Source organism: Bacteroides faecis, from assembly GCF_020091505.1.
Classification (GTDB): domain Bacteria; phylum Bacteroidota; class Bacteroidia; order Bacteroidales; family Bacteroidaceae; genus Bacteroides; species Bacteroides faecis.
Map to the genome: position 1 here is coordinate 569,152 of NZ_CP081916.1, position 13,504 is coordinate 582,655.

Annotated in this window: 13 protein-coding genes; 4 read left to right on the top strand and 9 right to left on the bottom strand. The window is 41.8% G+C overall.

The features are described 5' to 3' along the window. Positions 1-76 precede the first annotated feature (76 nt). Entirely contained in the window at positions 77-346 is a 270-nt protein-coding gene (gene rpsO / locus K6V30_RS02890; RefSeq protein WP_010535607.1) for a 30S ribosomal protein S15, read from the bottom strand. 157 nt (positions 347-503) lie between these two features. Here rpsO and typA point away from each other — a divergent pair, with 157 nt between their 5' ends. Further along, complete coding sequence (typA, locus tag K6V30_RS02895; RefSeq protein ID WP_010535608.1) at positions 504-2,303, top strand: translational GTPase TypA; 1,800 nt, start codon at positions 504-506, stop codon at positions 2,301-2,303. Positions 2,304-2,343: 40 nt separating this feature from the next. On the opposite strand, the gene K6V30_RS02900 is transcribed toward typA, so the two are convergent. The 4 genes from K6V30_RS02900 to pckA form a co-directional block, all read right to left on the bottom strand. Further along, on the bottom strand, positions 2,344-3,672 hold the full coding sequence (locus K6V30_RS02900) for a MutS-related protein (RefSeq protein WP_010535609.1): 1,329 nt from the start codon (positions 3,670-3,672) through the stop codon (positions 2,344-2,346). Between the two features lie 82 nt (positions 3,673-3,754). Then, positions 3,755-4,279 carry a chromate transporter gene (locus K6V30_RS02905; protein WP_010535610.1) on the bottom strand — a complete coding sequence of 175 codons (525 nt, stop codon included), beginning with the start codon at positions 4,277-4,279 and terminating at the stop codon, positions 3,755-3,757. Then, positions 4,276-4,833, bottom strand: a complete 558-nt coding sequence (locus K6V30_RS02910) for a chromate transporter (RefSeq protein ID WP_010535611.1) — start codon at positions 4,831-4,833, stop codon at positions 4,276-4,278. Before K6V30_RS02910 ends, K6V30_RS02905 begins: the two co-directional genes overlap by 4 nt. Before the next feature lie 124 nt (positions 4,834-4,957). After that, positions 4,958-6,565, bottom strand: coding sequence for a phosphoenolpyruvate carboxykinase (ATP) (gene pckA, locus K6V30_RS02915; RefSeq protein ID WP_010535612.1), 1,608 nt, complete (start codon positions 6,563-6,565; stop codon positions 4,958-4,960). 281 nt (positions 6,566-6,846) lie between these two features. Between pckA and upp the strand changes: the two genes are divergently transcribed. Next, on the top strand, positions 6,847-7,500 hold the full coding sequence (upp, locus tag K6V30_RS02920) for a uracil phosphoribosyltransferase (protein WP_010535613.1): 654 nt from the start codon (positions 6,847-6,849) through the stop codon (positions 7,498-7,500). A 28-nt stretch (positions 7,501-7,528) separates the two neighbouring features. On the opposite strand, the gene K6V30_RS02925 is transcribed toward upp, so the two are convergent. From K6V30_RS02925 to K6V30_RS02940, 4 genes are read right to left on the bottom strand one after another with little or no spacing between them, the layout of a single operon-like run. Further along, a complete protein-coding gene (locus tag K6V30_RS02925) occupies positions 7,529-8,401 on the bottom strand; it encodes a helix-turn-helix domain-containing protein (RefSeq protein ID WP_010535614.1) in 873 nt (290 codons plus the stop codon). Between the two features lie 44 nt (positions 8,402-8,445). Then, complete coding sequence (locus K6V30_RS02930) at positions 8,446-10,083, bottom strand: hypothetical protein (RefSeq protein WP_055269596.1); 1,638 nt, start codon at positions 10,081-10,083, stop codon at positions 8,446-8,448. A gap of 5 nt (positions 10,084-10,088) precedes the next feature. After that, positions 10,089-11,180: an HlyD family secretion protein gene (locus K6V30_RS02935; protein ID WP_010535616.1), complete on the bottom strand. Its 1,092-nt coding sequence runs from the start codon at positions 11,178-11,180 to the stop codon at positions 10,089-10,091. A 24-nt stretch (positions 11,181-11,204) separates the two neighbouring features. Next, positions 11,205-12,530, bottom strand: a complete 1,326-nt coding sequence (locus K6V30_RS02940; RefSeq protein WP_010535617.1) for a TolC family protein — start codon at positions 12,528-12,530, stop codon at positions 11,205-11,207. A gap of 297 nt (positions 12,531-12,827) precedes the next feature. On the opposite strand from K6V30_RS02940, the gene K6V30_RS02945 reads away from it, so the two are divergent. Beyond that, a complete protein-coding gene (locus K6V30_RS02945; protein ID WP_109115412.1) occupies positions 12,828-13,130 on the top strand; it encodes a hypothetical protein in 303 nt (100 codons plus the stop codon). Beyond that, a complete protein-coding gene (locus K6V30_RS02950) occupies positions 13,127-13,396 on the top strand; it encodes a hypothetical protein (RefSeq protein ID WP_224207246.1) in 270 nt (89 codons plus the stop codon). The genes K6V30_RS02945 and K6V30_RS02950 overlap by 4 nt, the downstream gene beginning before the upstream one ends. Positions 13,397-13,504 lie beyond the last annotated feature (108 nt).

Sequence of the window (13,504 nt, forward strand, 5' to 3'; positions counted from 1 at the left end):
CACCCTTCATTGAAGACAATAAAAAAACCGTTTCTCACAATGAGAAACGGTTTTTAATCTTTTCGCGGCAAGTAGATTACTTACGCAAACCAAGTTCTTTAACAATACCACGATATCTTGCGATATCTTTAGCTTTCAGGTAGTTAAGCAAACGACGACGTTTTGCTACCAACATTGTTAAAGCTCTCTCTGTACTATAATCTTTTCTGTTGAGCTTCATGTGCTCAGTCAGATGAGAAATACGGTAGGAAAACAAAGCTATCTGCGCCTCAGTTGAGCCAGTATCAGAGTTAGACTTCCCGTACTTTCCAAAGATTTCTTGCTTTTCAGCTGCGTCTAAATACATAATTTTTAGAATTTTTATATAGTAAATTATTCTTTTGAGCGTGCAAAGATAGACATTATCTTTATATCTCACAACGTTTTACAAGAAAAAAAATGTAGTTATAGCATATATTTCTAATCCTATTTTCGTACCTTTGCCGCCAAATAATAGGTATTATATGCAAAATATTCGAAACATTGCAATCATTGCCCATGTTGACCATGGGAAAACAACGCTGGTTGACAAGATGTTGTTGGCAGGAAATCTATTCCGCAACAATCAAAATAGTGGTGAACTTATCCTGGATAACAACGACCTGGAACGTGAACGTGGTATAACGATCCTTTCTAAAAATGTATCCATCAACTACAACGGTACTAAAATTAACATCATTGATACTCCGGGACACAGCGACTTCGGTGGTGAAGTAGAACGTGTATTGAATATGGCAGATGGCTGTATTCTGCTAGTCGATGCTTTCGAAGGCCCGATGCCCCAAACACGTTTCGTTCTTCAGAAAGCACTGGAAATCGGTTTGAAACCAATTGTGGTAGTTAATAAGGTAGATAAGCCCAACTGCCGTCCGGAAGAAGTTTACGAAATGGTATTTGATCTGATGTTCAGCCTCAACGCAACGGAAGACCAGCTGGACTTCCCCGTTATTTACGGTTCTGCCAAGAATAACTGGATGAGTACAGACTGGCAAAAGCCTACAGAAACCATTACCCCGTTACTGGACTGTATTATCGAAAACATCCCGGCTCCCAAACAACTGGAAGGAACTCCGCAGATGTTAATCACTTCACTGGATTATTCTTCTTATACCGGTCGTATCGCTGTAGGTCGTGTACACCGCGGTACCCTGAAAGAAGGAATGAACATTACGCTTGTAAAACGCAATGGCGACATGTTCAAATCTAAAATTAAAGAACTTCATGTATTTGAAGGTTTGGGACGCGTAAAAACCAATGAAGTTTCATCAGGAGATATTTGCGCATTGGTAGGTATCGAAGGATTTGAGATCGGAGATACTGTCTGCGATTTCGAAAATCCGGAAGCATTGCCGCCAATCGCCATCGACGAGCCGACGATGAGTATGTTATTTGCCATCAATGACTCTCCGTTCTTCGGAAAAGACGGTAAGTTCGTTACCTCACGCCACATCCACGATCGTCTGATGAAAGAGCTTGATAAGAATCTGGCACTTCGCGTAAGAAAGAGTGAAGAAGACGGCAAATGGATCGTTTCCGGTCGTGGCGTACTTCATCTTTCTGTATTGATCGAGACCATGCGCCGCGAAGGATACGAATTGCAGGTAGGCCAGCCACAGGTTATCTTTAAAGAAATAGACGGCGTTAAGTGCGAACCGATTGAAGAATTGACAATCAACGTGCCGGAAGAATATTCAAGCAAGATTATTGATATGGTGACCCGCCGTAAAGGTGAAATGGTGAAGATGGAAAATACGGGCGAACGTATCAACCTTGAGTTTGATATGCCTTCGCGTGGTATCATCGGTCTTCGTACCAACGTACTGACTGCTTCTGCCGGTGAAGCTATCATGGCACACCGTTTCAAAGAATACCAGCCGCACAAAGGAGAAATCGAACGCCGTACCAACGGTTCTATGATTGCCATGGAAAGCGGAACCGCTTTTGCTTATGCTATCGATAAATTACAGGACCGCGGTAAGTTCTTCATCTTCCCGCAAGACGAAGTATACGCAGGCCAGGTAGTAGGAGAGCACTCTCATGACAACGACCTGGTTATCAACGTTACAAAATCCAAGAAGCTCACCAACATGCGCGCTTCCGGATCTGATGATAAAGTTCGTCTGATTCCGCCCGTTCAGTTCTCACTTGAGGAAGCACTGGAGTACATCAAAGAAGATGAATATGTAGAAGTGACTCCGAAAGCAATGCGTATGCGCAAAGTTATTCTGGATGAAATCGAACGTAAACGTGCGAACAAATCGTAAGCAATCGCTTTAAATAAGTTAAAAGCCCGCCAGATGAGATCTAGCGGGCTTTTTCTATCTCAAGTTCATGCATATTCAACAGCTTCTTTACAATCCAATACCCAACCCTGGCTTCCGATATTCCTTTCAGCAACCGATGAGGGCATACAAAATTATCCTCCTTGATTTCGGCCTCCATATAGTAGAAGCAACAGGAGCAATCATGTTCAAATGCTTTTGCATACTCGAGAATATGCGTCGATATCAGAAAATGACAATGTGGAAAGTCTCTCAATAATTCATTGACTGCAACGGAAGCCTCAAACGCATCTTTCGCATTTGTTCCCCGAAACATTTCATCCAGCACCACCAAGCACTTCTTCCCGCTTCCCACTTTTATCAGTATTTCTTTAATCCGAAGTACCTCTGCCATAAAGTGGCTCCGCCCGTCTCTCAGAGAGTCCGGTAAATTTATAGAAGTATAGATACCTTCATAAACCGGACAAGTCATCGACTCGGCAAAAACGGGTAATCCGCAATGAGCCAGCCAAACAGCCAGAGTCAATGCCTTTAGCGTAGTAGACTTTCCCGCCATATTGGAACCGGTAAAAAGCGAGATATTCCCCTGAAACATGTCCCAATTATTTCGCTGCGCATTCTTCACAAACGGATGCACGACTCCCTCTACAGAAAACTCCATTGCTTGTACCATCTTAGGAGTACAATTAAGCTTCTTTTCTTTTGCAACCCGATGGGCCGTTCTGCAAACATCCAGTAAATAAATAATGGATAACAACTCTTTGACAGACAAAAGACGGGTGGAACGAAACAGATAATCATATTTATCAATAGCATAAATCGATAAGCGGGCTTTTTCATCAGAAGTTTGCTCCAGCACTTCTTCCAGTTCACTTCCATGCAAAATACTCCGCACAGTACAGGCAGCCTCCTTCAACAATTTAGGCATATCACTCCTCGCCCCTGTCACCCATTCTTCCAAACGATGCAACATGAGAATAACGAGTTTCACTCCTCTGCAAATAACATAACGATTAGGATCGTATCTCACCAGACGGTCAATAAGTCCGGCACATGTAAATAGAATATTATTTCTCCTTATCTGATCGCGGTAACCTAGATAATATTCGATAAAATCCAGTTCCTCCTCATTTAGGGGAAGATCCGGCAGAAACTCCCAGTCGATTGCTTTCTGACGTTTACAGATCGTCTCCCAGTCACTCAACGGATACATAATCCACTCCAGCATCAGAGATTTCCCCTGTTTCGTTTCTGTTTTCAGAAACAAGGAACAAAGAGGTTGCTCGTCATACACGCTTTCCGTTATGCTTAAATCCGCACAGGTTTGCTTATCGGTATCCAGATACACCATAATTCTGTTTCTTAGTCCAACTTTCACAAAAATAGACAAAGTAATGACAGACAAGCAATAACGTTTCTTATAATAAGTTTTTTTAATACAAGATTACTCCTGCCACACCTGCCAGGCAGATCAGCAGAATAGGATGCAAATCCCATTTCCATGTAATAAAGAAAGCTGCCGCAAAGATTCCTATACTTTTATAATCAATAAAGTTCTCTCTGTTCATCATCAATAAGGCAGCTGAAGCAATCAATGCCACCGACATAGGAAGTAAGCCGGACATCGCTGCTTTAATATATTTATTATCCTTACACTTCGCGAAAAAATAAGAGATCAGTAAAACCAATATGAAGGAAGGCAAACAAACTGCCACAGTAGCAAGCACCGCTCCCCATACACTTTGTGTCACTGCATAGCCTACATAAGTAGCACTGTTAATGCCAATAGGTCCCGGAGTCATTTGAGAAATCGCCACTACATCCGTAAATTGCTGGGGAGTCAGCCAGTGGTGGAGATCTACAATTTCATGCTGGATAAGTGAAAGCATAGCATAACCACCTCCGAAACCAAACGTACCTATTTTCAGATACACCCAAAGTAACTGCCAATATATCATGCCTTTATATCTTTAATCTTATCTTTCAACCATAGCGTATATACCAACCCTCCGGCAATTCCCGCCAGTACTACATAAACAGGAGAAAGCCCGAATTGCCAGATCAAGACAGTAGCAATCACAGGGGCTACCAGTTGTACATACTTCAATTTCAAAGCTCTGACCGCAGATATACAGGGAAACAGAATCAACGCTACTACTGCCGGACGTATCCCATTAAAAATACGAATCATTACCTCATTATCCTGAAAACGGGCAAAGAACATGGCAATCAGCATCATTATAGCAAAAGAAGGCAGAATAGTCGCCAATGCACATACCAGACTTCCGCTTACTTTATGAAGTTTATAACCCACGAAAATGGAAATATTTACTGCAAAAACACCGGGGAGTGATTGAGTCAAGGCAAACATTTCCATAAATTCTTCCTTGCTCATCCAGTTTTTCTTTACTATTTCACGTTCTATCAAAGGAATCATGGCATAGCCTCCGCCAATAGTAAACATACCAATTTTTGCGAACGTATAAAAGAGTTTTAAATAAGTAATAATCATTTCTTTGTCAGCGTTTTATCGGATATAATTCAGATTAACAAAGATACGGAATTACCTTCATATTAACAAAAAAAGACGGCTCCTTTCGGAACCGCCCAGTTTTGCATTACATATCTATGTTCGATTAGAGCTTCGGACCAGCAGCAACTAAAGCCTTACCAGCTTCGTTACCTGTAAACTTAGCGAAGTTCTTGATGAAACGTCCAGCCAAATCTTTTGCTTTTTCTTCCCATTGGCAAGCACATTCGTAAGTGTCGCGTGGGTCAAGGATCTTCGGATCAACACCCGGAAGTTCTGTAGGAACAACAAAGTCGAAGAAAGGAATAACCTTAGTAGGAGCTTTGTCGATAGAACCGTCAAGGATAGCATCGATGATACCACGAGTATCTTTGATAGAAATACGTTTGCCAGAACCATTCCAACCTGTATTAACCAAGTATGCCTTAGCACCAGTCATTTCCATCTTCTTCACCAATTCTTCAGCATATTTAGTCGGGTGCAATGACAAGAAAGCAGCACCAAAGCAAGCAGAGAATGTCGGAGTCGGTTCAGTGATACCACGTTCTGTACCAGCCAATTTAGCTGTAAATCCAGACAGGAAGTAGTATTGAGCTTGTTCCGGATTTAGGATAGATACCGGAGGCAATACACCAAATGCATCAGCTGACAAGAAGATAACTTGTTTAGCGTGCGGACCTTTAGAAATAGGCTTAACGATATTTTCGATGTGATAGATAGGATAAGAAACACGAGTATTTTCAGTTACACTCTTATCCGTGAAGTCGATTTTACCATCAGCAGCCACAGTTACGTTTTCAAGTAAAGCATCACGTTTGATAGCGTTGTAGATATCCGGTTCACTTTCTTTATCCAGGTTGATAACTTTAGCATAGCAACCACCTTCGTAGTTGAATACGCCTTCGTTATCCCATCCGTGTTCGTCGTCACCGATCAACTTACGTTTCGGGTCAGTAGACAAAGTAGTCTTACCTGTACCAGATAAACCGAAGAAGATAGCTGAACTAGTTCCTTCCATATCTGTATTAGCAGAACAGTGCATAGAAGCGATACCACGAAGCGGGTTCATATAGTTCATGATAGAGAACATGCCTTTCTTCATTTCACCACCATACCAAGTATTCAGGATAACTTGTTCTTTAGTCTTCAAATTGAAAACAGTAGCAGTTTCAGAGTTCAAACCAAGCTCTTTGTAGTTATCAACTTTTGCTTTAGAAGCGTTGAAACATACAAAATCAGGTTCTCCATAGCTAGCAAGTTCTTCTGCAGTCGGACGGATAAACATGTTAGTTACGAAGTGAGCCTGCCAAGCTACTTCCATGATGAAACGTACTTTCATACGAGTTGCTTCGTTAGCACCGCAGAAAGTATCAACAACAAACAAACGTTTGCCAGACAATTGTTTAACAGCTTTAGCCTTCAAGTCAGTCCAAGCTTCTTCTGTACAAGGTTTGTTGTCGTTTTTATATTCGTCAGAAGTCCACCATACTGAATCAGCAGAAGCTTCATTCTTAACGAAGAATTTATCTTTAGGAGAGCGACCGGTATAGATACCTGTCATTACATTAACAGCGCCTAATTCTGTTACTTGACCTTTTTCAAAGCCTTCCAGACCCGGTTTTGTTTCTTCAGCGAACAAAACATCATAAGACGGATTGTGCAGGATTTCAGTTACACCTGTAATACCGTACTTGCTCAAATCTAAATTTGCCATTTTCTTTTGAATTAATTAAAATTGGTATTTTGTTTTATTATCTCTTTCCAGCTTAAAGAAAGGAGCTTTGGATGCCCCTTGTAAATCCGGGTACAAAAGTAATACTTTCTTTGAAAAGGAAGAAGGGATTAGAGAAATTTTTCCCTAATTGAATCTCTTTTATAAATTCCTAACAATATCTGCAAACTGAATATTGCAATTTGAAAGATTATCGTTTACTTTGCAAGCCAGTATGTTGTCAATACGATGAAAATGAGATTAAATTATGATTAAACTATAATATGAAAGTAATTGATTTTAGCCAAACAAATTCGATTCTAAACCAGTACATATCCGAAATCAGAAATGTAGAAGTTCAGAACGACCGCCTGCGTTTCCGCCGTAATATTGAACGGATCGGAGAAATCATGGCCTACGAAATGAGCAAAGAGTTCCGATACTCTGTAAAAAACATCCAGACACCACTAGGTATTGCTCCCGTCAGCACACCGGACAACCAGCTTGTCATCAGCACCATTCTCCGCGCCGGTCTTCCTTTTCACCAGGGTTTTCTAAGTTATTTCGACGGGGCGGAAAACGCATTCGTCTCTGCCTATCGTAAATATAAGGACACACTGAAGTTTGATATACACATAGAATATATCGCTTCTCCCCGTATTGATGACAAAACGCTGATTATCACTGACCCAATGCTGGCTACAGGCGGCAGCATGGAGCTAAGCTACCAGGCAATGCTCACCAAAGGTCATCCAGCCGAAATTCACGTAGCGTCCATCATTGCCAGCCAACACGCAATCGAACATATTATGAATGTATTTCCCGAGAACAAAACAACCATCTGGTGCGCGGCCATCGATCCTGAAATCAACGAACATTCCTACATTGTGCCGGGACTGGGCGACGCAGGCGATCTGGCTTACGGAGAAAAAGAATAACAGTCAATACAGGAGAAAACTTTTCCCATTAAAGGTTCCTCCTATATTGTTGAGGCGACATCCCCATTTGCTTCTTAAAGAATGTGCCGAAATAAGAAGCATTGGGGAAGTTTAATTCATTAGATATCTCCAGAATGTCTTTCTGTGTATTTTTGAGTAATGAGATCGACTTACGAATAATAGCTTTAAAGACAAGCTCCTGTACTGTATATCCGCAAATATTCTTGGCAAGCGCAGACAGGTACTTGGGAGACAGACAAAGCTTATCTGCATAGAATCCGACTCCACGTTCCTTCATATAATATTGCTCTATGAGTTGAATCAGCCGGACAAAGATTTCATTTTTTCTTCCCCCGGTTTCTTGCCCTACACTGATCAGTTTACGATTGTGAATAGAACAGATCCGATATGTAAGGGCCAGCAAAAGGAGTTTTCTTTCATAAAGGTTGAACACACTCTCCTCCATTTCCAGAGCACTGTCCAGCAAAGACATGTATTTTACGATTTCATTTTCTTCCCCAGTAGTCCACACATAGCAAGGTTCCGGAATAAGTTGTGAATACATATACATGGAAACAACCGAATTACCGATAATATCCCGTATAGGCTGGATCTGATAGGCAAGAATAAATACCTCCATATCTTCGGATTCCTGAAGCACCTGGAAATGCGAATCTTCCGGGATAAAGAGAGTTTCGCCGGCGTTTGCCCGAAATAAGCGTTGATTCAGCGCAAACTGAAAATTTCCCTGCCGACAGATAATCAGCCCAAGCCCCCTCATGAGAAAGAGTTTCTTTAAAGAAGACGGAAAGGCGTTCAGCACTCCCCTCGAACTACAGATATTGTTCCCACTCAATAAATCCCGGTCCAGTTGTAACAAACGTTCCTGAAAGGTATTCATAATAACAAAACACTTATAATCTGATTACTATTTGAAAAACAATACTAAGTTAGCAATTTTCGTTTGGGATAAGGCACAACGAGCACAAAAATCATACAAATAACACCAGCATAAATAGTCCATCCCGCCATTTCTTTCACAGCAGAGAGTGTTGCCTGTACTTGTATCCGCCCTTTGACGGACATAGCAGCCATATTATGTGCTTCCGTTTCACTCTTTCCCTGATATTGCATTCCCTGCACAGTATTGCTATAGGAGGAGGAAGCTTCCGGATTGACCAGATCTACATTTTGCGCATAACGGGTTATATAATGTTGCTGCCGCTCCTGCAATACATTCGAATAGATTGCCCCTCCAATGCCCGGGCCCAGCACCATGCGCACGGTAAGCATAATGCAGATCCAGGTAGAAAGATATTTGAAAGGCATCCGCTGATTGGCATAAGCCGCTGTCAACGCATATAGAATCATCATCCCGATGGTACGGATAATCACAGGATATTTCATTCGCTCGTAAAGTCCGGCTGTCTGCACCTCAAAATACATAAATCCTGCCGATAACACCAAAAAGAAAAAGCCAAGAGCAAAAAGATATTTCAGATGTACCCCTTTAGACCCCAACACAATAGAAATCAAGGCACCTATAAAATAACCAACCATGCACCAGTTTGCCAATGATGCATTCTGCAAATTATCCAAGTGCATCCCAACCCCTGCATACACATTGACAAACATCGCACTGGAATTAATAATCATCAGTAGTAAATAAAGCAAAGCTCCCATGCGAATCGTACGTAGCCGCAGCGCTCCCAATATAAAATAAGAGGATCGCCGGGTAGCATCCATATAAAGAAAAATACCGGCAAAAAGAATACTGACTGCCGTTGCCCAACAAATAGACTGATCATCATACCAGTCCAGCACCTTGCCATAAACCAACACATAAGTGATGCACGTCAATGATATACAAAAGGCAGTTACATTGCCGAACTTACGGAAATTGATCGGAAAGCGTCCGGTAAAGCCATGATTAGGCATCGTAATAAACAGGATCAAAATGGAAAGCAGCAGAATGCCCATCATAAAATAGTATACATATTTCCATTCGTATTCGAAAGCCAGCCAAGCCGTCAGCGCTGTGCCCATTTGCCCCAAAATCATAAAAAACAGATAAACTACCGGCTGGCTGACACATTTCTCTATATCCAGCTTATCCCATCCCGCCGCATCTTTCGGCTCCATGCCGGGAGTGATATTACGCGTTGCCTCCATACCAAAAGCATATTTAATCAATGTAAACAGATTGACCATCATCAGCACCATACGCAGGAACCCTGTCAGCAGACTACAAAGCGCCAGCAAAAAGATACTGTCAGTTTTGGCACACACATAACTGAAAACATACATAAGTGCAAAGCCACCTATGCACATCAGCTTCTCCCGGCGTATGCAAACCAGTTCATACAAAAAAGGAGCAAACGCTGCCATACCGATAGAGGTCACAAAATTAGCAAACTGAATATGCTCGGAAATAATGCCTAAGCCGCTCATCATCTCGGTACTGTTTACAGAATAAACTCCGCCTACTGAAAGAATGGGCAGGAAAAAGAACAATAGGATGATAATACCTACCGGTTTGGGCACCCAATTGTAAAAAGGATAATTTCTAGGACATGAAGGCATGATCATCAGAGTTTAGCTTTTACTACTACCATCATACCTGCCGCCAACTTATCATTATCTTCTTTCGACAAATCCGTGAAATCAATACGGACAGGAATACGCTGCTGTATCTTTACGAAGTTTCCTGCTGAATTATCCGTTGGCACCAGTGAATATTTGGAACCAGTCGCTCCGGAAATAGCAGTCACTTTGCCTGTAAACTCTTTCTTACTGATAGCATCTACCGTGATGGCAACTTCCTGCCCGATACGCAGATTCTCAATCTGCGTTTCTTTATAATTAGCAATAATCCATTTTTGGGTATCCGGAAGGATATACGTAATGCATTGTCCTGCTGTAATAAACTGTCCCTCCTCTAACGAACGCCGGCCCAACTTGCCATCACAAGGAGCCAATACAACTGTATATGAAAGATTGAGCCGTGCCATCTCAAGCGCAGCCGTCGCACGCTGAATAGCAGCTTCCGTATTCTCACGACGATGAGAAACTTCATTCACTCCTGAAAGAGCTGCTTCCCGTTGACGCTTTGTCGCTTCCAGCTTCTTGAAGGTAGCTTCATATTCGGTCGCAATCTGTTCCAACTGGATAGGTGTGGCCGCATTTCGTTTGACCAGATTTTCATAGCGTTGCCGGTCCTTCTCCAATTTTGCCAGCCGGATTTCTATTTCGGCAATAGAAGCATCATATACAGATGCAGTTGTTTGCGTAGTCTGCAAGGTCGCATTTATCACAGTAGCGCCTGCCTGCGCATCTTTCAATGCAGCTTCAGCTTCCATCACCCGGATTTTATATTCGCGGTCATCCAGCACCAGCAATGTATCCCCTTTGTGCACCTGCTGATGTTCTGTGAAATAAATCTTATTAATATAGCCTGATGCACGCAGATTGACAGGCGACACATATTGCTCTATCTGTGCATCATTACTGGTCTCTGTCTGCTTATAGCCCAGAAAGAGAAAAACAACTTCAATCACTCCCCAAACGATAATAGCGACTCCAAATAAACTTACTATTATCTGCCAACGACGTAATTTTCTCATCTTCTTAGCTTTCTCCTGATGTGTACCGGAGACTGTATTTTTTTCCATTGTTTCCATATGAATGATTCAATTAGTTATCTATTATTTGAACAGGGACGCTATCTGTCCGGTCAACTTCAACAACATCAGGTTAGTCACCCGATAGTTATAATGTGCGCTAATGTAATTATTCTGTGCTTCACTCATCCGCATTTCATCTTGCAGCACCTCAGTCATCGATGTGATTCCTTCCCTGTAACGGTCAGTAGTAACTGCATACACTTCTTCGGCAAGCAGATAATTGTCTTTCTGCTTTTTAAAGTTGCGTTGGTTGTTCATCAAATCATTGACTGCATTCAGATATTGCGTATGCAGGTTCTTCCGTATGTCCAACTGCGAAAGTTTCATCATTTCAATATCAATCATCGCTTTCCGGATCTTGTATTTCTTATCCAGACCGTCGAAGATAGGAATACGCAAAGTCAACCCCACTCCATAAGAACGGAACCAATGATTAGACGGACCGGAATGGAACCAATGATAAGCCTCATCCGTATAAGCAGCAAACCTCCAGTTCCCCGTCAGATTGAGAGAAGGAATATAACCATTACTTATCAACCGTTTCTGCCTCTCTGCCAGCTGTACCTGCGATTGAAGCAACTGAAGTTCATACAGATTTTCCGATAATCCGGTCAACGCTACCGTAGCAATACTATCCGTATTGACCGGTAATAATCCAATCTCCTTCTCTGCCGGATAATCCATGATATATTTCAGCATATTCAGCTGTTGTGTCATCATCGCCTGCGCATTGTCATACTGCACTTTCAGGTTTTCAAGATTGATATTCACCCGCTTCAGGTCAACTTCCATTGCCATTCCATTATCGAAAAAGGCCTGAGTGATATCTCTCAATTCCTCCAATCGGGTAATATTGGCTTTTATCAATGCGATCTGCTCCGCGGTAACTTGCCCCAGATAATACATTTTACTAATCTGCAAGATTAAATCTTCTCTTGCCTTTTCGTACGAAAGCCGGCTCATCTCATCCACAATTTCTGCAATAGAAATCGAAGTGTAAAGAGTCTGATTATAAAGTGGCATCTGTAATTCCAGTCCGACATTGGCACCATATTGCAGTGTCCGGGTGATATTATATGGCACTCCATAAGAAGAACCGTCAGTCACGGAGACAGGCGGATCGATGTTATCATTGAAATTAGCAAAACCATTGATCTGCGGCAACAATTTCACCCGATTCTCTGAAACACCATACTTACTTTTTTGCATTGCTTTTCGTTTGCCCTGCAACGAGAGATTATTTTCAATCCCTATACGAAGGCAGTTCTCCAGAGTCAGAACATTCTGTGCACTCCCACCGATAACAGGCAGGCAAAAAAAGGAAAAAATGAACAATAGTCTTTTCATAATAATCGTTCTATAATCAGGCACAAATTTAATGGCTTAGGATAAAATGAGACTATCCATAAATCAACTGTTTATGTTCACATTTTCCTTTTTTCAGCCTTCGTTTCTTTCTTGAAACAGGATGGTGTCACTATCCGGCACTCATAGTGACACCATCCGACAAGGATGCTTACACTATCATCATAGGATAGTGACACCATGTTTTATAGATAAAACTCCGTTCTTTGTCGATTTCATTTTCATCTATTTCAACTACTACTTAACTTTGGAATATGAAACCAATTAACAGCAAAAAGAATGAAAAGAAACATGAGACTAATAGGGCTTGCTGCCTGCCTGATAAGTTGCAGCAGTCTGGCTGTGGCACAAGACCATCCGGAACCACAGGAAAGACAGCAGTATGAGCAACGCCTTCCACACGAAGTTCCGAATCCTGAAAAGATAGCAACTCAAATGACTGACAGGATGCAAGAGTCACTTCAACTGACAGAAAAGCAATACAAGAAAATCTATAAGCTGAATCTGAAAGAGCAGAAAGAACATTTCAAAGCTATGCAAAACTCCGGCGAACAACGTCCGCCAATGGGAGGCCGGGCATGAGAGGCGGTCGCCCGCCAATGGGCGGTAGCGAACCGCCGATAATGGGCGAAGGAAACTTTCCCGACGATATGGGGGAACGTCCTATGATGAACAAAGAACAGAATGTTGAAGATATACAAAAGAAAGCCGCAGAAGCTAAAAAGAAAAAGATAAAAAAAATTCTGACTCCGGAACAATATGCAAAGTGGCAAACCGAACAGGCTACTGCCCGCCAAAAGGCCCCTCAGATGAGGATGCATAAAGGCAATCATACGAATAAAATTTGAAAATTCTAACTATTTAAACATATAACAGCGTTTGTTTTTCATAATTTTTTAGTGAATGCATAAGCGGCTCTCTTCGGGATGAAGGGAGCCGCTTTAAATATATAGTAT